Source organism: Flavobacterium sp. LS1P28 (assembly GCF_003970335.1).
Taxonomy (GTDB): domain Bacteria; phylum Bacteroidota; class Bacteroidia; order Flavobacteriales; family Flavobacteriaceae; genus Flavobacterium.
In genome coordinates this window covers 100706-124360 of the sequence record NZ_RYDI01000010.1, presented here as the reverse complement: position 1 = coordinate 124360, position 23655 = coordinate 100706, and the positions used below count along the sequence as shown (strand labels likewise).

The following is a 23655-nucleotide window of genomic DNA, read 5'->3' as shown; positions in this document are numbered from 1 at the left end:
TAGGGAGTTTGTTGTCAAAATGCCTTCAAAAGTTTGGGTTTCTGATATCACCTATATTCAAACTAAAGAGGGATTTGTATACCTGACAACTATTATGGATTTATACGACCGAAAAATTATAGGTTGGAGTTTGAGCGATGGAATGAGTACAGATGAAACTACGCTTGGAGCTTGGAAAATGGCCGTTAAAAACCGAAATATTGAGGAAGGTTTGATTTTTCATTCCGACAGAGGTGTTCAATATGCTAGCAAAAAGTTTGTAAATGTTCTTGATTCCTATAAAAAAATAACCCGCAGTATGAGTCGCAAAGGAAATTGTTGGGATAATGCAGTAGCGGAAAGCTTTTTTAAATCCTTGAAAACGGAATTGATTTATGGAAACAAACTGATTTCAAAAGAACAAATGAAACTGGAAATCTTTGAATACATTGAAATTTGGTACAACAGAAAAAGGAGACATTCTGCTTTAAATTATGCAACTATTGAAGAATTTAACAATCAAATTAATTACAAAAATGTAGCTTAACTTAATGTGCAGTTTTTATTTGCATATCCAGTCCACCGCTATACAAACTACTCGCGATACTACTAAGTGCTCCGGCTGCAAAACCAGACCAAAACTTTCCACCACTTATAGCCGTCACTGTTCCTTGAAAAGTGCCATGAGCAACAGCTTGAAAAGCTGCTTTTGAAAAGAAATTAGTAAACAATGCTGTAGAAGCACTACCTATACCAAAAGTTACTGCTGCACTAGCTGCTCCTATAAAAGTGGCTTTTAGCAAGCCACCAACACTAAAAGGTACATCGCTCATTAGAGCAGTTAAAGTATAAACGGTAGCAGAAACAGCTGCGCCAATAGCAACTGCAACCAAAAAAGGAATTATTTCCCCACTAGGATCGGTATACATTAATGGGTTGTTCAACACATAGGCATAGCGGTTGTAATTTTGGGTATTCTCCGGTTGCTGGATAAAATTATCTGGCATTAAAAAAGAACGTAAAACAGGATCGTACAAACGACCGTTCATGTGTATCAATCCAACTTCTGCTAAATGTTCGTGGTTTTAGTATTGGGATCAGCAATAAATCCCAAAATTAAAATTTATTTTGTCAATTTCTGGCTCAGCATTCTTTGTTTACCCGAAATATTGATTATTTTAGAATCGCTCAACTGACGGTTGAGGTTGGACTGAATTAGAAGTTGACTTAACAGAACCGTAACCACAATAGTCAATAAGGCAAATAGATAGAATCGTCTTAGATTTTTGAAGGTGTCTTTGTCAACAGATGCTGTGGCTCTGTTTTTCATAAGCATGTCGATTTACAAACCAAGCGCTTCTTTTATCAAATCGAAATTTTCAGCGCTAAATTTTATTTTTAGGGCTTCCTGTTGTCCTTTTTTAGACATTTTATTCCAGGTTTTCAAGATAATATTTTTCATTTTCTCTCGGTCGTGTTTTTGAACAAAAGGATCCAAATAAAATTCCATAAACACCAAACAAATTACATCTTCAAGGAGTTGTGTTTCGATATCTTTTTTGAGTAATTTTTTTTCGATAAGGAAAGAAACCCGTGCAATAAATGCTGTGGAATATCCTGCTTTTTCTAAAATTTCAGCAGTGGTTTTAGCGTGAAATTTTTTCAAATCTTCGCGCCATTTTAAATAGCCCACTCGATCCATTGGATAGGATTCTCGGGGCATTTTCCATCGGCAAATGTGTTGTGCTTTGGCCGAAATTTGAACAGCTTCGGATGCATTTGGATAAAAATCCATCAGCCTTTCGTACATTCGATTAGAGTACAATAGTTCCTTTGGCTGCGAAACAGAGTGGTCTATTTCATGATTTGGATCTTGTGCATTTTCTGCATCAATCCATGCGCTGGCATTTTGGAATTGTAAGATTGTCATTTGAAAGGTTTAAAATCAAAGATACATAATTAATCCAAAAAGCCAACGAATACCTCGTTACCTATAATTTTTTCAGGATAAGTCGCAATTTTTAGATCGTCTCCATTTAAATTGGTACCGTCCACAAGTGAAAAAGTTTTTTTGTGCAAAGGGCAGGCTATTTTGGGAATATCTCCCATAGAACTCAACATTCCTCTGGAAAGAGCCATTTTCATTTTATTAGGGCAGGCGTTTTGACAAGCATACCATTCTTTTTTGCATTCAAAGTTGATGATGGCAATTTGCTTGTCTTTGTATTTGAGGCAACCGCCTCTATTGCTTGGAAAACCGCTTGTTTTTCTGGCCTTGAACCAAGTTTTTACATAAGTCAACGCTATCATACGCGCGTCTGGGTTCTTCTCCAAATACGGTAATTTGATGTTTTTCCTGTCCGGGTTTTGCAATAAATTTTTCGCAAAACTTGTATCCTAGCATGCCGTTTCCGACTACTGTTACTTTAATCATAATCCAATTAATTAAGTATTGTTACGTAAATACAAGTATTAATACTTATATAAACGTACTTAATTTAATTTTTTTATTCTACGTAATTTTAAAATTTAGTTTTTTATTTTTTAGCAATCCATCTTTCAAAGAATTCATAGGTTCGCAACATTTGATCCATTCGCTGTCTGTTGTCGCCATTGCGAGTGATTTCGTGTGTTGCTCCCGGATGGACTACATATTCAACAGGACGCCCCAGAACCTTGAGACTGCGATACATCATTTCTCCCTGAACGAATCCCGTACGACGGTCATTGCCCCCGTGAAAAATAATAAAAGGGGTCTTGATGTTTTCAACGTATGTCAAAGGGGATTCTCTCGCCAGAATTTCTTTTACTTTGGTTTCCCACGGATAGCCACCAAAATAATTAGGAACCAGTCTCCAGGCATTCCCTTCGCCAAAAAAGGTGTTCAGGTCGTATACGCCACGTTGTGCGCAGGCGGCTTTGAATCGATTGTCATGGCTGATAATCCAAGCCGTCAGGTAACCAGCATAAGAACCTCCGGTTATCAATAGTTTATCGGGATCAGCCCAGCCTTGATCGATAGTTTTATCTAAAGCGGTCAGCACATCGCTTGCAGGACCTTTGCCCCAGTCATTGATGTTACCCCGTAAAAAATCTAAACCATAACCGCCGGAACCCCTAGGATTGCTATATACGACACCATATCCTTTGCTACAAAAATATTGGTATTCGTGCCACATGCTTTCTTCACCTGGTCCCCACATAGCAGATGGCCCTCCATGAATTTCCAGCAACAAAGGGTATTTTTCTCCTGCTTGGTAGTTGGCAGGCTTCATTACCCAATACTCAATGGTCATCCCTAAATCGTTGACAAACGTTTTCTTTTCAGGGAAGGATAATTTTTTAGTTTGCACCCAATCATTAAAAGTACTGGCTTTTCTTTCTTTTTTGAAATCCGTAGTGGAAAAATACAGTTCGGATGGATTTGAAATCGCTGTTTTAGAATAAACAAGAGTTTTGTTAGCAATGTCAAAACTGGTAATGCCAATCTCACTGCTCGATAAAGAATCTACTTTTCTTGTAGCTATAGTGACTTTGTTCAGGACATTTCCACCATTGCTTTGTCCAGTGAAGTAGAGGTGTTTGTCATCAGTACTCCAAATGAGATTTGTTTTATTGCGATCAAATGGGATCGTTATAATGTCTTTTTCGGTTCCGTTTATTGGCATTATTGCTAAGGTAGGGACTGAGACGAAAGAAGTAGAACTAAAAAGAAAGGCAAGCCATTTTCCGGAATGCGATACGGAGGCATTGCTGTATCTTTTGTCCTTTTCGCCTAAGATCATTTTTAAATTAGTCCCATCACTATCCGCTAAATAAATTTCGCTTTCTAAAGAGCGATCCGGATTTTCTGCGGTGTCCATATCGCCCGAGAAAATGAGTTGTTTGCCGTCTGGAGTATAGTCAGCATTGGTAAAACTATAAAATCCTTTTGTGAGCAGTCGTGGCGCAGCATCTTTAGTCACATTGATATCAAAGAAATGGTTATAAGTCATTTCGGATGAGATAGCCGACTCACTTTGAAAGTTTAATTTGTTTAGGACGATTGCTTTTTTATCCACGGCATTTTTTTCAAGATAGGCTCTTATCTGGGATAAGCTCCCATTTGGGTTAGGTTTGTCGCTATTGGGTAACAAATGTTCATTATTGGTAAAACCAGGTTTTTCCATGGCCCAAGTTGGTATGTCATGTGATTTGTTTAGGGTAGAGTCTGCAATTAATTCTTGTAGAGAAAGACTTGATGAAAAAAGTATTTTTTTGCCATCTGGAGACCATTTTGGGTTGTTTGCGCCGTACTTATGGCTGGTCAATTGCATGGATTCTCCTCCATCTAGGGATAAAATAAAAACTTGAGATTTGTCTTCTACGGAGCGCGTAAAAGCAAGCTGCTTTCCGTCTGGACTCCATGCGGGTTTTGCAGCACCTTCTTTGCTAGTGGTCAACTGCAACGGAGTGGCTGTGTTTGCCGTGGATGCGCTATATATCTGGGTTCGATACTTATAATCCAGCGTACTAGTCTGGTCAGGCTCGATAGTGGTCAGGGTAAAGGCCACTTTTGTTCCGTCTTTAGTTAGTGTGACGTTGTTGATGGTTTTAATTTTTAGCAGATCTGTAAGGTGTACGGGTTCTGTTCCGTTTTGAGCAATAGTGGCTTGCAGCGTGGCAATAAAAAGCAGTAACAGGGAAATTTTTTTCATAGTGTAATGGTATCGCTAATTTTTATTTAATTCAAGAGAAAAGGCATACAGGCAACTAATTCTTGGTGTTACAATTGGTCATAATTTGCTTGTTTCGGCAAAAAAGGAAGTTTGGTTTTTAGTAAATATAGGAAAAAAGAACAGTGTAGTCCGATAAAAACATCAAAATAAGAGTATTCTTCTCCTTGTTGTCATTACTCTTTGATAATTCTGAGAACCTTTTTTGTAAGGAAAGCAAGAAATAAATCTTTACAAGACGCCAAGACCAGTTGTAGTTGTATCATGGCCACTGGGCGATGCTCGGTATGATTTTTGAAATCCGTATTGGAATACCTGTTTTTTCTTTCAATACAAATGTGGGCGAGAAAGCGACTGTGGGAGATGTTGCTGCCGGAAAAAAATGCAAAGCTAAATTGTAAAAGGACCTCTTTTTACTCGGTCTTTATTTTTCAGGGGTATGTGTTATTCCTTTTATGAGCCTGGTTTTCCTACTTATTTAAAAAGTGTTTTTTGCAAACATAGAAGTGGAATATTTTTATAGGAAAATTATTAAAAATATAGGAAAGGGTTCGTGTGCGATTGTTTTTTTTGCAATTAGTCCTATTTGTTTTTAATTATAAAGAATATGAAGGCAATGCATTAAACGAGAGTGCGGGCTGTTTTTTATGGAGTTTGTACACGGAATAAAATATTTTTTTGTGAACAAGAGGGAACTACTGATTCCAGAAACGAAGGCGCTTTTTGAGGTCTTTTGAAGGGGGTTTTATTGCTGTACGAGTATTTTGTTTCTTGCAATACTGCTTTGAGCAAGGACGAAAGGAATGTGTTTTAGATCAAGTCTTGAACAAAGTTGTTTTTGATTTTGTATAAAAACAAAAAACCCACTCGTTTGAGTGGGTTTTGTGGTACCTCCAGGGATCGAACCAGGGACACATGGATTTTCAGTCCATTGCTCTACCATCTGAGCTAAGGTACCTCGCTATTATCTCACTTTGCTCTTATTTTAGTAGGAGTTCGATGAACTTGTTTGCGGGTGCAAATATAGTATGATTTTTAGTTTATCCAAAACAATTTTAAAAAAAAATCAATTCGTACCTTTGTCCCATCAAAAAAGAAATTATGATTTTAGTAGTTGATGTGGGAAATACCAGAATTAAAGCCGCTGTTTTTGAGGGTGCTATGCTTTTGGAGGTTTTTGTTTTTAGCCAAATTGAATTGGAAAAAAATATTAAAAATATTTTAAAAAACTTTAAAAAAACAACTGATTTGGTGGTTTCTTCAGTTGGAGATCTCGGAAAACAGCCGTTTTTAGCTTTCGATAAAGAGATAAAAGTGCATTTTATCTCGAATAAGGATTCTTTTCCGTTCCAAAATAAATACGCAACGCCACAAACTTTGGGAATTGACCGTATGGTTCTTGCTGCAGGGGCTACGCTCCGGTATCCGGATCAAAACCGGCTGGTCATTGATGCCGGAACTTGCATTACCTATGATTTTATAGATCAGGAAAATAATTATTTAGGGGGAGCGATCTCGCCGGGACTGCGATTGCGCTATGAAGCATTGCATCACTACACCGCAAAATTACCTTTATTGTCTCTGGGGATTCCGGAAGATTTGATTGGGAAATCAACTTCAGAATCGATTCATTCCGGAGTGGTAAACGGTTTAGTTTATGAGATTGACGGGTTTATAAATCAATATAAAGCACGGTATTTAAATTTTATAATAATTTTAACGGGTGGAGACACAGATTTTTTGGCTAAACGATTAAAAAATACCATATTTGCCAATTCAAATTTTCTTCTGGAAAGTTTAAACCAAACATTTCAACATAAAACCAAAAATGATTAAAAAAATTATAATAAGCGCCTGTTTGCTTTTATCATTAGTATCTTTTGCTCAAGAAGGAACAGCGTCCCCGTATTCTTTTTATGGAATAGGAGATGTTAGGTTCAAAGGAACGTTGGAAAACCGTTCGATGGCAGGAATAGCCATTGAACAAGACAGTATACACATGAACTTGCAAAATCCAGCCAGTTATGCAAGTCTTAAACTAACTACTTTTACCCTGGGTGGTACGCATGCGACCACAAAAATGAAAACAGATACTGAAGCTGCAAATACAAGAAGAACGACTCTGGATTACCTGGCCGTGGGTTTGCCTATTGGTAAGTTTGGGTTGGGTTTTGGATTGATTCCGTATTCATCAGTAGGATATAAAATACAATCTATTGCTACTGATCCCTCGCAAAACAGCAAGCGTTTCAATGGTACTGGTGGTTTGAACAAGGCCTTTTTAGGAGTAGGGTATAAAGTGACGCCAAATTTTAGTGTAGGTGCCGATGTGCAGTATAATTTTGGAAAAATTGAATCTAATAACCTTGAATTCATTAGTGGAGTTCCTGTTGGAACCAGAGAATTGAATACGATTGATTTGTCTGGGGTGAATTTTAATGTAGGGATGATGTATCAGACTAAAATCTATAAAAAAATCTCTTTTTTTAGTAGTGCAAATTATACGCTGGAAAATACATTGGTGTCTAAAAACAACAGGAATATTTCGACAGTGGTTTTTAGTTCAAATTTTGATGTGGTGGTTGTAGATGCGCTGGATGATGTAAAGAGCCAAGTTAATTTGAAAATGCCGAGCACATTAGCATTAGCAGCAGGTTTTGGCCAGGCCAGAAAATGGCTCGTAGGCATTGGTGTGACGCTACAGGATGCAGGGTCGTTGGCAAATAATTTTAATTCAATGCCAAATGTTACCTACGAAAAGCATTCGAAATACAGCATTGGAGGGTATTTTATTCCTAATTACAACTCGTTCACAAGCTACACAAAAAGGATTACGTACCGAGGGGGTTTGAGATTTGAAAAAACCGGAATGGTGATCAATTCAGAATCCATTGATGATATGGGATTAACTCTAGGCATTGGATTGCCACTAACAGGTCAGTTCTCTAATGTGAATATTGGATTTGAATTAGGCAAAAAAGGAACTACAGCATCTAGTTTAGTTCAAGAAAACTACGCCAATGTAAGTGTGAGTTTCTCTCTTAATGACCAATGGTTTATCAGAAGAAAATTCAACTAGAATAAAAAGAAGTACTTTCTCCAATTTTTTCGTCCAGGCCAACTTATGACAGTAGTCAAAAAATATTATATCAAATTAGGGGTCGCGGTTTTTGCCGGAGCGCTTTTTTTGGGGTGCGAAAGTAATTTTAAGGAAATACAAAAAATAAATTTTTCCGAGTTTGTTCCCAGTAGTGATGCTGATATGGTAAATCTCAAATATACAGATTCAGGAAGGATTACATCCATTTTGATCAGCTCTAAAATGTTAGATTATTCTAACGTTAGCTTTCCTTTTACGGAATTCCCAAAAGGGATTGATGTTACTTTATTTGACAAAAAAGGGAAGAAAACATTTATCAAATCAAATTATGCCATTTATTACAAAGGAACAGCAGTAATTGATCTGCAGGGAAAAGTAAGGATCTCTAATGAAAATGGACAGCTGTTAGAAACAGAGCAACTTTATTTTGATCAAAGGAATGAGTGGTTTTTTACCGAAAGAAGGTTTAAATTAACAGACCCAAAAGGTGTTTCAAATGGACAAGGAATCGATTTTAGCAAGGATTTCAAAGTGATTAATTCTCAAAAAATAACCGGCGAACTCGAAACCGCTGAATAACACAACACCCTATGAACTACTTAAAATACACACAATACGTTTATCTTGTTTTTGGAGCCTATTTTATTTATGATGGCTTCATAAAGTTAAATGCCGAGGAAGAAAATCCGTGGTTGAGTTTCATGTTTGCCGGATTAGCCGTTTTTATGTTTTTCTTTAGAAGAAAATTTGCTAAAAAGTTTGAAGACCGAAACAAAAAATCCTAATTCATGGAGATTAGTGTTATTTTTCTGTGTCTAATACTAAGTGCTTTTTTTTCAGGAATGGAGATAGCGTTTGTCTCTTCAAATAAAATATATCTTGAAATTGAAAAAAAACAAGGCGGTTTTGTTTCCAGAATACTGACAAAGCTTACTGAAAAGCCCTCCAAGTTTATCGTAGCCATGCTCATTGGGAATAATGTCACCATGGTGGTCTACGGTTTTTTTATGGGCGAATTATTGATGCGCTGGTTTGTTACTGTGGGGCTTCAGTTTTCGGATTTCTTGGATTTATTAATTCAAACCATAATTTCTACTATCATTGTGCTGATTACCGCAGAGTTCTTGCCAAAAGTTTTTTTTCAAATTTATGCCAATTTTCTATTTAAGTTTTTTGCAATTCCCGCCTATTTCTTTTTTAGTATTTTCTATTTTATAGCTGCATTTTTTATTTGGGTTTCTGATTTTGTTTTGATAAAATTCTTCAAAACCGAAGGCGATAATGTACAGCTTTATTTCAGTAAAATTGAGCTGGGGAATTACATTACGGAACAAATGAGTAGTGTTGAAGATGATGATGCCATGGATTCTGAAATTCTGATGTTTCAAAACGCATTAGAATTTTCAGGAGTCAAAGCCAGAGATGTGATGAATCCCCGTACTGAAATTATAGCCATTGACTTGTCGGATACCATCATAGATCTCCGAGAATTGTTTATAGAAACAGGCTATTCTAAAATAGTGGTGTTTCAAAATTCACTCGATGACATTGTAGGCTACGTGCATTCCTTTGATATGTTCAAAAAACCAGACAGTATCAAGGATATTGTGATTCCGGTAGAATTTGTTCCGGAAACAATCTTTATCAAAGATGCGATGAGTTTGCTGATCAAAAAACGTAAAAGTGTAGCTATTGTATTAGATGAATACGGCGGCACATCCGGAATTATTACCGTAGAGGATATTGTGGAAGAGCTTTTTGGTGAAATTGAAGATGAACACGATTCAGATGAAGAATTGATTGAAAAAGAACTCGGTGATGGCGAATACGTTTTCTCAGCCCGGTTAGACGTCGAGTACCTTAATGATACCTATAAACTGGCTATTCCGGAAAGTGATTCGTATGGAACACTTGGGGGGTTTATTGTGAATTTTACTACAGAAATTCCTCAAAATGGAGCTGTTATCACCATTGGAGCGTATCGTTTTGTAATTGAAGAAGCAATAAATAAGAAAATAGAATTAGTAAATATGACCGTGCTAGAGTAGTTTTTTTTGTAAAATTGAAATTTCTTATAAAATAAAACGCTACTACTATAATTATTAATTAGATAATTGTATTTTCGCAACCTGAATATAAAAATTAACAACAATAAAATGGCATTATTACAAAAAATTAGACAACGTTCGCTTCTTCTGATCTTAGTTATTGGGTTTTGTTTATTAGCATTTATCATAGGTGATATATTTAGCAGTGGAGGTTTCAGCAGCACATCAAAAGATGTAGGAAGCATTGACGGGAAAGATATTTCATTTGAAGATTTTAGAGTTAAAGTGAGTAATGTTGAAAAAAGTGGTCAAGGAATTACTTCAACTGAAGCGGCTAACAGAGTATGGGAACAAGAAGTTTCGGTTGCTTTGCTAACGGCTGAATTTGAAAAATTAGGATTACGAGTAGGTGAAAAACACCTATTAGAAGTGCTGAAAGGCGATCAAAATATTGGTGGGAATCCATTGTTTTTGAATGCAGCCGGTGTTTTTGATATTGCAAAATTTAAAGAATATTTCAAAGCAAATCCTGCCCAAGCTCAGTTTTTGAAAGACAGAGAAAAAGATGCAGATCTTAATGCTAAATATCAAATATATACTACATTGATTAAAGCGGCCGTTTTTACAACGGAGAGCGAAGGCAAGTTGCAGTATGAGATGGAAGCAAATAAAGTAAACTTTGCCTATGTTGCAGGATTATATTCAACAATCAAAGACAGTCAAGTAAAAGTGACTGATGCTGAAATTGTTGATTACATGAAGAAAAATGAAAAAAAATTCAAAGCAGACGAATCTCGTGAAGTAGAATATGTCTTGATCGAAGACAAAGCCTCACCAGCTGATGAAGCCGAAGTAAAATCAAAAATAAATGCATTGTTAGCCGGAACAGTAGTATACAATCAAGCTACCGGAAAAAATGATACCTTACCAGGATTCAGAGCAGCAACTAATACAATTGAGTTTGTGAATTCAAATTCAGATGTTCCTTATGATTCTTCTTATGTGGCCAAAAAAGATTTGCCTGCAATTGATGCAGATAAATTATTTAATCTTGCTCCTGGAGCCGTTTATGGGCCTTACATATACGGGAAATATTTCTGTATTTCAAAATCAATGGGAATGAAATCAGGTGTGAATGCAAAAGCAAGTCATATATTGATCAGTTATGAAGGGACTCAAGTTCCAAATCAAAAGGAAAAAAGAACAAAAGAAGAAGCAAAAGCAAAAGCAGAAAGTATTTTAGCACAAGTTACTGCCAGTCCGGATAGTTTCTTGATGTTAGCTTTCACAGCTTCTGATGATTCATCTTCGCAACAAGGGGGAGATTTGGGTTATTTTGGTCCAAACCAAATGGTAAAACCATTTAATGATTTTGTCTTCAATAGCAGTATTGGAAAAGTAGGGTTAGTAGAAACGCCTTTTGGATTTCATATTATCAAAGTTACTGATAAGCAAGACGGAATTCGTTTGGCTACTGTAGCTCAGAAAATAGAAGCATCTGAGGCCACTTCAGATAAAATGTTTACTCAGGCAACTAAATTAGAAATGGATGCTGTGGATAAAGATTTTAACAAAGTTGCTAAAGATATGGGACTTGTAGTAGCTCCGGCTGTTTCTGTAAAAGGGATGGACGAAAATTTTGGAACTTTAGGAAATCAAAGATCAATCGTTCGTTGGGCTTTTGAAAAAGGAGTAAAAGTAGGTACTGTAAAAAGATTTGAAGTGGCTAATGTAGGTCACGTAATTGCAAAATTAAAGAGCATTGACAATTCTGGTTTAGTAGCTGTTTCTGTGGCGAGACCTTATGTGGAACAAATACTAAAAAACAAGAAAAAAGCAGCATTGATAAAGGCAAAAATGACAGGTTCTTCGCTGGAAGCAATCGCGAAAGCAGTAGGAGCTACCGTACAACAAGCTACTGACTTGACAATGCTAAACACGATGTTGCCAGGTGTTGGTCAAGAGCCAAGTGTAGTAGGAAATGCATTTGCTTTAGCAGCAAATAAAATGTCAGCTCCAATTGAAGGAAACACGGGTGTTTATGTAGTGAAAAACAATAGCACTGTAAAAGCGCCAGCATTGAAAAGCCATGCTTCTTATGTTTCTAAATTAAAAGAACAAAGCGCTTCAGATGCTAATAGAGTAGTTCCTGCCTTGAAAGGAAATGCTAAAATTGAAGACAACAGACAGGAATTCAATTACTAGTCAAAGCGTAAGTAATCAAATAAAAAATCCCGATACATGCTGAATGTATCGGGATTTTTTATTTGTATGCGAAGGGACTTTTTTTCATAATTTTAGGCCTTCACAAAAAGTTGAATTTTTACTTTTCAAATGTTAATAAGTTTTAATTGAGTAAAGAAAAAAAGTAAGATTTTGTTGTAGTTTTAAATAAACTTTTAAGAAGATTCTTAAAAAAATAAATTAATAAAAAAAACCAAAAATTATGACAAACAAACAAACAAACAAACAAACAAAGTGTCGTTGCTATACTGATACTTATGTTAGTTTGTTTGTCCTTTAGTTCTTGCGAAACTGAAAAATTCGATTCAAATTTAGTAAGCTCTACTTTTAAAGATGATGTAGTTATTAAAAATGGTAGATTATTTTTTCAGAGCAAAGATGCTTTTGTTAGGGTTTATCAACAATATGCTGATGAATCGGATGAAAAAATAAGTGTTTTTTTACAGCCTTTCTATGAAGAGGGGTTTTATTCATTAAGGCCTATTGTTACTGAAAAAAATGAAGATTTTTTGTACATGCAGTATAGAAAAAAAATAAATGATCAAATTCGTTACAAAAGTACTATTTCTAGTAGTAAAATATCATCTTCTGCTAATATGGAAGTTGGTTTTAATTATTTGGATGAAATAGAAGATATTATTGGAGACGATACTTTCGCTTCATTACTTAATTCTGATGGTGAAATTCAAGTAGGTTTTGAAATTTATAAATATACGGACGTTGGTTTGTTTATTGCGGATGAGGAAAAATATACCGTCTTAGAAGATTATTTGAATTTAAATGATATTTCTAGCGATTTAATGGTTGAAACTCCACAGACTGCTAAAGAGAGAATTTTAGATGCATACCCTAATGGAGGTGTTACGTATATTGATTCTGATTTAGTTTATTTCAAAATGCAACCAATTGAAAGTAATGAGGGTAGTGTTTTTGGTGGAGTTAGTAGTTATACTCCGACTTCAAGTTCAATTGTTTCTACAGATCCTAGTTACAGCGGTTTTTTATCAAATTTAAGTGATTGCGATCCACATAGTGGAATTTTTGGAAGTCTTTTTGGAGATAATAATGTTTGCATAGATGCATATGAAACTAGACGAAGAGTTAAAACGAAAGCATTTAATTATAATTATTTGCTTGTTTATCATTTGGGAGTAAAATGTGTTAATCAATATAGAGGTTGGACTGGATTTTGGAGAGTTGAAGCGACAGATGAAATCCGATTAGTAGTTGAAGCTGCACAATTTGAATATGATGTAGATAAATTACTTAACAGTGCAATGACATATAATCAACTTCAAGAAAAAGCATATTATTTAAATGACAAAAAAATATTATATCAACCCAACTCTTTAACTATTGGAGGATATACCTATACCGATTTAAATCATTCTTCTTTAAACCAAATTTTTCAAAACGATGGTTTAGGATTGACTTTTGAGTTTTTTGGGACTGGCTGGCCTTTATTAGACGATGCAGTTCAAGGAGGAATTGACAGTAGTTTAAAAGCAAGTAAACTAAACGAATATTTTTATAATGGTTTGTATTCAAGCATAACTGCTCAACTACGTAGTGCATTGGGAAATAATAGCTATACTCCTCCGGCAAATCGCACATTTGTTGCTAAATTTCCTCATACAGGAAAAGTGATAATTCAAAAGTCAGTTCTTAATCAAGGTTTAAATATAGGTGTTAGGGAAAAATCATTTGATTTTGGCGCAGAAATTAAATTAAGTGCTGGGGATTCTGGCGGAACTTGGGAAATTTCTAACATAGGTGCTGGCGACCAATTAATTAGACCAAAAAATTTCAAAGTAAAAATGATTGGGGCAGTAAGGCATGGTAGTGAATGGCATGGTAGTAAATTTCATGATGGTATAGATTAATCAATATGAAAAATATTTGTGTACTATTTTTTTTAATTCAATATAATTTTCTCTTGTCACAAGACAAAATGGAATCCACTGTTAGCTATTTAAATATGACATCCCTTTCTATTACAAAAAATACAGAAAGTTATTTTTCAAAATTCGGAAAAGATGATGAAAAGAAATCAGACGGTTCTAGTTTTGATTTGAACACGATTCATGGATTAGTTTTTTGGGATTTTATAGCACTTTCTACAGGAATTAGTATTGATTATAACATAAAAGAAACGTTTTTGTCAACTCCAATCCTTTTAGATATAAGAGTTTTTTCTAATCAAGACAGAGATAATTGCTTATTTGCTTATTTGCAAACCGGTAAAAATATAAAATGGTCAGATTCATTTGATGGGAATGGAACTTCATCTAAATTAGGTGTCGGATTAATTTTTGCCGATAATGAGAAGATTTCATACTATGTTGACTTGTTTAAAAAGTCTAAAGACATAGAATTAATAAAGCACCAAAACGAAGGGAATTATAAGATTACAGCCTTTGGCTTATCGTTTGGAATAATTTTTTAACTAAAAACAAAAAAATGAGAAAAATAATTTATTTATTTATGTTGCTACTCTTTTGTGACGTAGCTAGTGCGCAAAACGAGGGTTTAGAAAAATCTATTTATAATGTTCAAGCTGGTTTTTTTGGCCTTTGGATAAATCATGAATCAAGATTGTCGAACCAATTAGTGCTTAGGTCAGAAATAGGTTTTGATGGTGGTGTACGTGGTGGAGATTTTGTCGGAAAAACAATTTATGCATTAACACCCAAATTAGGTTTAGAGCCAAGATGGTATTACAATATTGTAAAAAGAGAGGCTACAGGAAAAGTTATCAAAAATAACAGTGCCAATTTTTTGACACTTGGGATTAATTATTATCCCGATTGGTTTGTTATTTCTAATAGAGATAACGTAAATGTATCTAATCAAATGACCTTAATTCCAAAATGGGGAATCCGAAGATCGATTTCTGAAAGTAATTTTAATTATGAATTAGGAATTGGTTTAGGTAAAAGATACTATTTTGAAATACGAGAATGGGAAACCGCTGCTGATTTACATTTAAGGATTGGCTATACTTTTTAGTCTATCAGGATAAATTAAAAATCCCTTTTGGTATAAAACTAAACGGGATTTTTTTTGTTTATAGAATTATCTCTTTGTACGAGATGATAGTTTCATATCCTTTTGAAATAAAATAGTCAGTTGGATTTTCAATTGCAATTGCCATTACAAAATCGCCTCCCCAAGCTCCCAGGCTTTTTATCACGCCATTGAAATCTGGAAACAAAGACTCTTTTATCGTTTGTGTTTCCAGAACAATACTCATTTGTACTTCGTGTTTTTGTAGTGCTGCAGCAAAAGATTGAATTGTAGTCGCATTCAAAACTTCAGAGGTTATCACGTCATTTAAAGCAATCGTTCTCGGGAGATTATTCTTTTTATTCATATCGTAGGCTGTTATTGCGCTTTTGCTGCTTTGCTTTTTATTCAGATAGACAAAGTAAAGATTGTTAGTAAAATCCGGATTAAAAGATACTTTTTCAACAATAGGAGTACCTTTTTCCAAATGATAGACAATAGGGGTGTCGTTTTGTGCACAGGCAATATCATAACCACTACCTCCAAAACTGTTTTTAAGTAATGTAAAAGCATCGATGTCTAACCACTGAGCAATGTTGTTTATCAAAGTCGATGACGTGCCCAAACCCCAGCTTTTGGGAAAGCTAAGTTCAGTCGTGATTGTGTATCCCTCTGAATTTAAAATGAAACCCGGATTTAATTTGAATGCCTCGTGCAAAATAATCTTAAGTGTAGCCTTGACCGATTCATTTTTAGTTTGAACTTCCTTTGAAATATCAGAAAATAAAAGAGTGTCTTCAAACCAAATACTTCCATCTGCATCATAACTTTTCCAGATGATTTCCTTATTATTTCCCTTTTCTATAATGAGGTTTTGCCCCATTTTTGTTGGTAATGCAAACGCTTTGGCGCCATCAAGGACTAGATATTCACCTGTGATTAAAAGTTTTCCGTTACTGTAAAATGTTTTCTTCATTGTCTTTGCGAGGAACGAAGCAACCTTATTCTTTGTTGCTTCAAGATAAAATTATTTTCTTAAACTTTCAATATAGGTGACCACAGCGCTATGCGAAACGGCATTTTTTCTAAAATGTTTCTGGATTAAAATACGTTCTTCATCAGTAGCTTCAAATTGGTTGATGATGTTATTTAAATGCATTTTCATGTGTCCTTCCTGAATTCCTGTGGTAGTCAAAGAACGCAATGCGGCAAAGTTTTGGGCTAAACCGGCTACGGCTACAAACTGCATTAATTCCTTGGCAGAAGGTTTTTCTAACATTTCTAAGGATAATTTTACCAATGGATGTAAGGAAGTCAAACCACCAACAGTTCCTAATGCTAAAGGGATTTCTAGCCAAAAAGTAAAAATACCATTTTCTATTTTGGCGTGGGAGAGACTGGAATATTTTCCGTTTCGGGAAGCATAGGCATGAATTCCGGCTTCGACAGCGCGGAAATCATTCCCAGTTGCCAAAACTACCGCATCTACTCCGTTCATGATTCCTTTGTTATGCGTAACGGCTCTGTACGGCTCGACTTCGGCGATTTGTACGGCTTGCACAAATTTCTCTGCAAATTCTTGAGGATTTAAAATGTGTTTTTCTTCCAAGTCAGCAATCGGACAAGAAACTTCGGCTCTTACGATACAATTAGGAACGTAATTCGAAAGGATACTCATTACTACTTCAATCTCTTTTTCTGATTCGGTGAATAGACTATAGTTTTGGACTTCTTCTTTTAAGGTTTTAGCAAACTGTTCCAGACACGAATTGATAAAATTAGCGCCCATGCTGTCTTTGGTTTCAAAAGTGGCATGCAGCTGAAAATAATGGGGCAATAAATCGGTTTTATCTTTTAAAATAATGTCTAAAATTCCGCCACCACGTTTTTGCATATTTGTGGTAATCGACTCGGTTTCTGAAAAGAATTTATTTTTGTGTTGGACAAAAAACAAATTCAATTTTGAAACATCACCTTTATAAATAAAATGAACCTGACCAATTTTTTCAGTATTGATTACGGTTGCTTTAAATCCGCCACGCGTGGACCAAAATTTAGCAGCTTTTGCGGCAGCGGCAACCACAGAACTTTCTTCAATAGCCATGGGAATCGTGCTGTATTTTCCATTAATCAGGAAATTAGGAGCAACTCCAAGCGGTATGTAGAAATTGGTTATCGTGTTTTCGATGAATTCATCGTGTAATTTCTGTATTTTTTCATCAGAATTCCAGTAGTTTTTCAGCAAGGCGATGGCTTCTGTGGGTGTTGAAAAATATTGATCGGCAATCCATTTAATTTTTTCTTCTTTGGATAGTTTAGAAAATCCGCTAATGGCCTTATTCATTTTCAATTGATTATAGTATAATTAAATGCAAATATACGGTTTTAGCCGTTTTAGTAGCAATCCTATTATCCTCAATAAAAGGTGGTTTAAAATATTGTTTTTAAGATTTAACACATATAATGTGAAATTATTGTAAATTTTTCACTAAAATTGACGGTTTTTATATTTAAATAAATATCATGTATTCAAGAAAAATTATTGCATTATTTTTATTCGTTTGTTTTGCAGTTGCAGGGCAGCAAAAAATCACCATTGATGCCATTTATAACGGCACTTTTCGGGCGCAAGGCATGGATGAATTGCAGTCGTTGAAAAACACAAATCAATATACGGTTTTGAATACCGACAGACAGTCCAGAAGCATGCAGATTGATTTGTATGATTTTGCAACTTTAAAAAAAGTGTCTACATTAATAGATACAAAATCGTACGCCGAATTATCAGGAGGGATTGACAGTTATACGTTTGACGCTTCAGAAAAAATGATTCTATTGGCTTGCAATACCAATCAAATCTTCCGCCACTCCTTTACAGCGGATTACTATTTATATGACATTGCCAATAAGAAATTAAGAAAACTATTCGATTCTCCCGTTCAGGAGCCTACTTTTTCACCTGATGGGAAAAAGATTGCATACGCCAAAGAAAATAATCTGTATGTACATGATTTAGCTGCTGATAAATCAACTCCAATAACTACAGACGGACAAAAAAACAGTATTATTAATGGTATTACGGATTGGGTTTACGAAGAAGAATTTGCTTTTGTAAAGGCTTTTGACTGGAGTGCTGACAGCAAAAAAGTAGCCTACATACGTTTTGACGAAAGTCAGGTTCCGGAATTTTCGATGTCAATGTTTGGAAAAGACTTGTACCCAACGATGCAAACGTTCAAATATCCAAAAGCCGGGGAGAAGAATGCTCTAGTTTCTTTACATATTTATGATGTAAATTTGAATGCAGTAAAAAACATAAATCTTGGGAATTATAACGATTTTTATATTGCCAGAATGAAATGGACAAATGATGAGAATACACTATCAGCACAGGTATTGAATCGCCACCAAAACAATTTGGATTTGTTGTTTATCGATGGAAATTCAGGAGCTGTAAAAGTAGTTTTGAACGAAAAAGACAAAGCCTACGTTGATGTGACAGATAACTTGACTTTCTTGAAAGACAACAGTTTTATTTGGACCAGCGAAAAAGACGGTTTCAATCATATTTATTTATATGATAAAAATGGAAAATTGAAAAACCAACTGACCAAAGGAAAATGGGAAGTGACGAATTATTACGGTTTAGACGAAAAAACAAATACAGTTTTCTATCAGTCGGTAGAAAACGGATCTATTAACAGAGATGTTTATAGAATAGGTCTTGACGGAAAAAACAAAGTCCGTTTGTCACAAAATACAGGAACTAATGCGGCAACATTCAGTCCGAATTTCCAATACTACATCAATACGTTTTCTAGTGCGTCTCTACCTCCGACGTATACATTGAACGAGGCCAAGGCTGGAAAACAAGTTCAAGTTATTGAAAACAATGAAAATTTGGCAACAAAGCTAAAAAACTATGATTTACCGGCTAAAGAGTTTTTTGTTTTAAAGACAGCAAAAGGGAATGAGCTCAATGCTTGGATGATTAAACCAAAAGATTTTGACCCAACTAAAAAATATCCTGTTTTTATGATTCAGTATTCTGGTCCAGGTTCTCAGCAGGTTGTGAACGGATGGGGAAGTTCTAATGAATATTGGTTTATGATGTTGTCGCAACAAGGATACATTGTAGCTTGTGTTGACGGGCGCGGAACTGGCTTTAAAGGAGCTGATTTCAAAAAAGTAACCCAACTGCAATTAGGGAAATACGAAGTAGAAGATCAAATTGATGCTGCGAAAGTAATAGGAAATTACGCATTTGTTGATAAGGCTAGAATTGGTATATTTGGCTGGTCGTATGGTGGTTTTATGGCGTCTAATTGCATCATGAAAGGAAATGATACGTTCAAAATGGCAATTGCTGTAGCTCCTGTGACGAACTGGCGTTTTTATGACAGTGTGTACACGGAACGCTACATGCAGACCCCACAAGAAAATGCTAGCGGATACGATGATAATTCCCCAATAAATCATGTAGATAAATTGAAAGGGAAATTCCTTTTGATACACGGTTCAGGAGATGATAATGTTCACGTTCAAAACTCCATGCAGATGATGGAAGCGTTGATTCAGGCTAATAAACAATTTGATTCCCAAATTTACCCGGACAATAATCACGGAATTTATGGTGGGAAAACCAGAATTCAATTGTACACAAAAATGACTAATTTCATCAAAGAAAATTTATAACAGCGCTTTATGAAGAACGACGCATTGATTAAAAAAGATTTTTTTGGACATCCAAAAGCGCTTTTTATATTGTTTTTTACCGAAATGTGGGAGCGCTTCTCCTTTTATGGAATGAAAGCCTTGTTGATTTTTTATCTGACAAAGTACCATTTGTTTTCGGATACTTCGGGGAATTTATTAATTGGTAGTTACGCTGCTTTAGTGTATGCCGTTCCAGTGTTAGGAGGTTTTATTGCTGATAAATATCTGGGATTTAGAAAAGCCATTGTTTTTGGTGGGATTATGTTGGTGTTGGGTCATATAGGAATGGCTTATGAAGGAAATGCTGCCACACAATCCATTACCGGCGCAATTACACGGGACGAAACCGCCTTGCAAATATTTTACTTTTCATTATCGTTAATCATTGTCGGGGTTGGTTTTCTTAAAGCCAATATCTCTTCATTAGTGGGAGAATTATATGAAAAAGGCGATAAACGAAGAGATTCTGGATTCACGTTGTTTTATATGGGAATCAACTTAGGATCTTTTATGGCTACGCTAATATGTGTTTGGTTGGGCGAAACGTACGGTTGGAGTTATGGTTTTGGTGCAGCTGGTGTCGGAATGTTTTTTGGACTATTGACTTTTATTTCCGGCAGAAAATTATTGATGGGAAAAGGAGAATCAAACAACCCTTCTTTCCTAGAAAACAAATTGTTTGGATTTAAAAATGAGTGGTTGATTTATATTGGAAGTGTTTTGTCAACGGTATTGTTTTGGCAAATGGTCCAAAATCACGATGCAGTTTCATGGGCTTTAAAAATTGCGGGTGGAATTTCTTTTATTTATATTGTTTATTACGCAGCTACACAACTCGATGGTAAAGCACGTGATCAGTTGATTGCGTTAACTATTCTGATCGTATTTACTATTGTCTTCTGGGCATTGTTTGAACAAGCGTATACTTCCATGAATTTATTTGCTGACCGGATTTTAGACCGAACTATATTTGGTTATGAAGTTTCTGCCGGGCAGTTCTTAAGTTTTAATGCCTTGTTTATAATATTGCTAGCGCCTGTCTTTGCTTGGATTTGGCCGAAATTAGGGAAATACAATCCGAATACAGCTGTAAAATTTGCATTAGCATTAGCATTAGTAGGACTAGGCTTTGGAGCATTAGTGATGGGAATAAACCTTTCTGGTGCTGGAAAAGTAGCAGCGATTTGGCTAATATTGGCTTATTTTTTACATACTTGTGGAGAATTGAGTTTGTCACCAGTAGGACTTTCTGCAGTAACTAAATTATCTCCGGCAAAAATCGTTGGGTTCATGATGGGCGTTTGGTTTTTGGCAACAGCCAGTTCTGAATTTATTGCGTCTATTTTAGCAAATATTGCTTCGGTAGACACCTCAAATGGTACAGCACCTGATTTAAATTTAGCAAAGCAGAGTTATTTAGTGCTTTTTGAATATTTATTTTATACGGGTCTTGGTTTTGGGGTTGTTTTACTGCTGCTTTCACCAGTAATCAAAAAATTAATGCACGGAGTTGATAAGGAATTAAACAATTAATAGGATGAGTGAAAATACAACAGATCAATTTTTTAAGAATACCGTTTTAGGACATCCTGCGGGATTGTTCGTTTTGTTTTTCACAGAAATGTGGGAACGATTTTCATTCTACGGAATGCGTTCTTTGTTGATATTATTTTTAACCGCTTCCTTTACAGATGGTGGTTGGGAATGGACTCGCGAAAATGCTTCTGCCTTATTTGGATCCTATGTAGGATTGGTTTATTTGTCCACAATGTTAGGGGGGTATTTTGCGGATAAAGTAATTGGTTTTAGATGGGCTGTTGTTGTTGGGGCAAGCTTAATGACTTTAGGGCATGCTTCTATGGCTGTTGAAACAGAATTTTCTATTTATTTAGGATTAGTATTGTTGGTTTTTGGGAATGGTTTTTTCAAACCCAACATGACCTCTATCGTATCTGAAATGTACAAAGACCGTCCTGAAAAGAAAGATGGCGCGTACACTTTGTTTTATATGGGAGTTAATGCCGGAGCGTTCTTTGGGATTTTACTTTGCGGTTATTTAGGAGAAAAAGTGGGTTGGACTTACGGTTTTGGTTTAGCCGGAATTTTTATGTTCTTTGGAATGTTGCAGTTTTGGCTGTCTCAGGATATCTTTGGAGATATTGGTTTAAAACCAAATAAAGAAAGCAAAGCGAAAGCAGAAGCATTAGATACTGACAAAAGAAATCCTTTTTCGCCAATACAATTGGCAGCAATAGCCTTCTCTTCTATATTAGCATTATTATGGCTTATAAATGATCCTGCTTCAAAAATATCCGGGGGCAAAATAAATATTTTTTCTTTCTTAGGTCCTAATGGAAATGCGATTGCAATTGTTTCAGCTCTACTTGTATTTATTTTATTGTTAATCTATAGATTTACTCAATATTCTAAAATTACTAAAGAAAAATTAATAGCAGTTACCTTTTTTGCCTTTCTTACCATTTTCTTTTGGGCAATTTTTGAGCAGTCACCAAATAGTTTGACCATTTTTGCCAGTGATTATACGGATCGTGTTTTAACAGGCAATTGGAGTGTGGTGTTTTTAGTGATTAATTCGTTAATTACTATTTTACCGTTGGTTATTATTACCGGGGTTTTAATTTTATTATTTAAGCAAACATTTAAACTTTATGCTGTTGCAAATATGATCCTTAGTGTCAGTTTTATAATTATTTGGGGAATAGCACTATGGATGTTGACTAAAGATTATTACACTGCGGGTTATCTTACTTTATCAGATTCAACATTGCAAGCATTGAAAATTGATAAAGTAACTACTGCATTGACAGAAGTTCCTGCCACTTGGTTTTCTACTTTAAACTCGTTATTCATAATCTCTTTGGCTCCATTGTTTTCAAAATGGTGGGAAAGTAAATACAATCCTTCTGCAAATTTAAAATACGGAATCGGAATGGCATTGCTAGCGCTTGGTATGGCTTGTGTCGCTTTTGGGGCAAGCGGAATCGAAGCGGGTGCAAAAACAGCTTCAGTAAGTATGATCTGGTTGATTTTAGTTTATCTTTTCCATACAATGGCTGAGCTGTGTATCTCACCGGTAGGATTGTCGTATGTAAGTAAATTAGTTCCTGCCCGTATGATTGCCTTTATGTTTGGAGTTTGGTACTTAGCAGTAGCAATTGGTATGAAAGGTGCAGGTATGTTTGGTGAAAATATAGATAAAATCGCCAATGAACACGGATTGAGTTACTTCTTTTGGATGTTGACTATTATCTCTATTGTAGTTGCTTTGTTCTCTGTTTTGATGACTCCAATAATTAAGAAATTAATGCATGGTGTTCGATAAATTTTAGGCATCATTTTTGATTTGTCCACCGTAAAAAAATAGATATGAAGAAAGGTATAATAACGTTGTTATTGTTAGTTGGTTCGTTTGCTGCTGAAGCACAAGAATTAGTGTGGGAGACTAATGTCAATAAGGCTCTTGAAGTTTCAGCCTTAACTAAAAAACCATTATTAATGTTTTTTACCGGAAGCGATTGGTGTGGTTGGTGCATCCGGTTACAAAAAGAGGTCTTGAAGACTCCTGAATTTGCAGCTTGGGCAAAAGAAAATGTCGTTTTGGTCGAATTAGATTATCCAAGACGAGTACCACAGACTGAAGAGGTAAAAAAGCAGAATAATGAATTACAACAAATTTTTGGCATACAAGGGTTTCCAACTATTATACTCGCAAATGGTACTACAAAAGAAGGGAAAGTCAATTTTGAAGGTATTGGCAGTACGGGGTATGTAGCCGGCGGTCCAGCAGCCTGGTTAGCAGTTGCAAATGGTTTTTTGAAAAAATAAA

General features: G+C 35.5%; 21 protein-coding genes and 1 tRNA gene. 14 read left to right on the top strand and 8 right to left on the bottom strand.

The window, feature by feature from the left end:
* The coding region (locus tag EKL97_RS09565; protein WP_126568729.1) for an IS3 family transposase at positions 1-526 on the top strand (526 nt) is incomplete at its 5' end.
* 1 nt (position 527) lies between these two features.
* On the opposite strand, the gene EKL97_RS09560 is transcribed toward EKL97_RS09565, so the two are convergent.
* From EKL97_RS09560 to EKL97_RS09530, 6 genes are all read right to left on the bottom strand, one after another.
* A complete protein-coding gene (locus EKL97_RS09560) occupies positions 528-1028 on the bottom strand; it encodes an RHS repeat-associated core domain-containing protein (protein WP_126568732.1) in 501 nt (166 codons plus the stop codon).
* A 74-nt stretch (positions 1029-1102) separates the two neighbouring features.
* Positions 1103-1309, bottom strand: coding sequence for a type IV pili methyl-accepting chemotaxis transducer N-terminal domain-containing protein (locus EKL97_RS09555; protein WP_126562120.1), 207 nt, complete (start codon positions 1307-1309; stop codon positions 1103-1105).
* A 12-nt stretch (positions 1310-1321) separates the two neighbouring features.
* Entirely contained in the window at positions 1322-1909 is a 588-nt protein-coding gene (locus tag EKL97_RS09550; protein ID WP_126568728.1) for a DUF4202 domain-containing protein, read from the bottom strand.
* Positions 1910-1938: 29 nt separating this feature from the next.
* Positions 1939-2289, bottom strand: coding sequence for a nitrite reductase small subunit NirD (gene nirD, locus EKL97_RS09545; RefSeq protein WP_126554910.1), 351 nt, complete (start codon positions 2287-2289; stop codon positions 1939-1941).
* A 227-nt stretch (positions 2290-2516) separates the two neighbouring features.
* Positions 2517-4676, bottom strand: coding sequence for an alpha/beta hydrolase family protein (locus EKL97_RS09535; protein WP_126562119.1), 2160 nt, complete (start codon positions 4674-4676; stop codon positions 2517-2519).
* Positions 4677-5579: 903 nt separating this feature from the next.
* A tRNA-Phe gene (locus tag EKL97_RS09530) sits at positions 5580-5652 on the bottom strand.
* 143 nt (positions 5653-5795) lie between these two features.
* On the opposite strand from EKL97_RS09530, the gene EKL97_RS09525 reads away from it, so the two are divergent.
* The 9 genes from EKL97_RS09525 to EKL97_RS09485 all read left to right on the top strand — a co-directional run bounded on the left by EKL97_RS09525 (position 5796) and on the right by EKL97_RS09485 (position 15095).
* Positions 5796-6530 (top strand): type III pantothenate kinase, encoded by a 735-nt coding sequence (locus tag EKL97_RS09525; protein ID WP_126554915.1) that lies wholly within the window; start codon positions 5796-5798, stop codon positions 6528-6530.
* Complete coding sequence (locus EKL97_RS09520) at positions 6523-7773, top strand: hypothetical protein (protein ID WP_126568727.1); 1251 nt, start codon at positions 6523-6525, stop codon at positions 7771-7773. Before EKL97_RS09525 ends, EKL97_RS09520 begins: the two co-directional genes overlap by 8 nt.
* 45 nt (positions 7774-7818) lie before the next feature.
* Positions 7819-8373, top strand: a complete 555-nt coding sequence (lptC, locus tag EKL97_RS09515) for an LPS export ABC transporter periplasmic protein LptC (RefSeq protein WP_126568726.1) — start codon at positions 7819-7821, stop codon at positions 8371-8373.
* Between the two features lie 11 nt (positions 8374-8384).
* Positions 8385-8579 (top strand): hypothetical protein, encoded by a 195-nt coding sequence (locus tag EKL97_RS09510; protein ID WP_126457478.1) that lies wholly within the window; start codon positions 8385-8387, stop codon positions 8577-8579.
* Between the two features lie 3 nt (positions 8580-8582).
* Positions 8583-9842, top strand: coding sequence for a hemolysin family protein (locus EKL97_RS09505; RefSeq protein ID WP_126568725.1), 1260 nt, complete (start codon positions 8583-8585; stop codon positions 9840-9842).
* 108 nt (positions 9843-9950) lie between these two features.
* Complete coding sequence (locus tag EKL97_RS09500) at positions 9951-12047, top strand: peptidylprolyl isomerase (protein ID WP_126568724.1); 2097 nt, start codon at positions 9951-9953, stop codon at positions 12045-12047.
* Between the two features lie 296 nt (positions 12048-12343).
* On the top strand, positions 12344-13969 hold the full coding sequence (locus EKL97_RS09495) for a hypothetical protein (RefSeq protein WP_126568723.1): 1626 nt from the start codon (positions 12344-12346) through the stop codon (positions 13967-13969).
* A 5-nt stretch (positions 13970-13974) separates the two neighbouring features.
* Entirely contained in the window at positions 13975-14532 is a 558-nt protein-coding gene (locus tag EKL97_RS09490) for a hypothetical protein (RefSeq protein ID WP_158614922.1), read from the top strand.
* Positions 14533-14546: 14 nt separating this feature from the next.
* Positions 14547-15095: a hypothetical protein gene (locus tag EKL97_RS09485; RefSeq protein ID WP_126568722.1), complete on the top strand. Its 549-nt coding sequence runs from the start codon at positions 14547-14549 to the stop codon at positions 15093-15095.
* Between the two features lie 58 nt (positions 15096-15153).
* On the opposite strand, the gene EKL97_RS09480 is transcribed toward EKL97_RS09485, so the two are convergent.
* A complete protein-coding gene (locus EKL97_RS09480; protein ID WP_126568721.1) occupies positions 15154-16068 on the bottom strand; it encodes a GYDIA family GHMP kinase in 915 nt (304 codons plus the stop codon).
* 51 nt (positions 16069-16119) lie between these two features.
* Positions 16120-17436, bottom strand: coding sequence for a hydroxymethylglutaryl-CoA reductase, degradative (locus tag EKL97_RS09475; RefSeq protein WP_126568720.1), 1317 nt, complete (start codon positions 17434-17436; stop codon positions 16120-16122).
* 179 nt (positions 17437-17615) lie between these two features.
* Between EKL97_RS09475 and EKL97_RS09470 the strand changes: the two genes are divergently transcribed.
* Genes EKL97_RS09470 through EKL97_RS09455 form a run of 4 tightly spaced genes read left to right on the top strand, consistent with a single transcriptional unit; the run spans position 17616 to position 23654 of the window.
* Positions 17616-19787, top strand: coding sequence for a S9 family peptidase (locus EKL97_RS09470; protein ID WP_126562111.1), 2172 nt, complete (start codon positions 17616-17618; stop codon positions 19785-19787).
* Positions 19788-19796: 9 nt separating this feature from the next.
* Positions 19797-21341, top strand: coding sequence for a peptide MFS transporter (locus EKL97_RS09465; RefSeq protein ID WP_126568719.1), 1545 nt, complete (start codon positions 19797-19799; stop codon positions 21339-21341).
* Between the two features lie 4 nt (positions 21342-21345).
* Complete coding sequence (locus EKL97_RS09460; RefSeq protein ID WP_126554931.1) at positions 21346-23151, top strand: peptide MFS transporter; 1806 nt, start codon at positions 21346-21348, stop codon at positions 23149-23151.
* A 44-nt stretch (positions 23152-23195) separates the two neighbouring features.
* Positions 23196-23654 carry a thioredoxin family protein gene (locus EKL97_RS09455; protein WP_126457471.1) on the top strand — a complete coding sequence of 153 codons (459 nt, stop codon included), beginning with the start codon at positions 23196-23198 and terminating at the stop codon, positions 23652-23654.
* Position 23655: the final 1 nt, after the last annotated feature.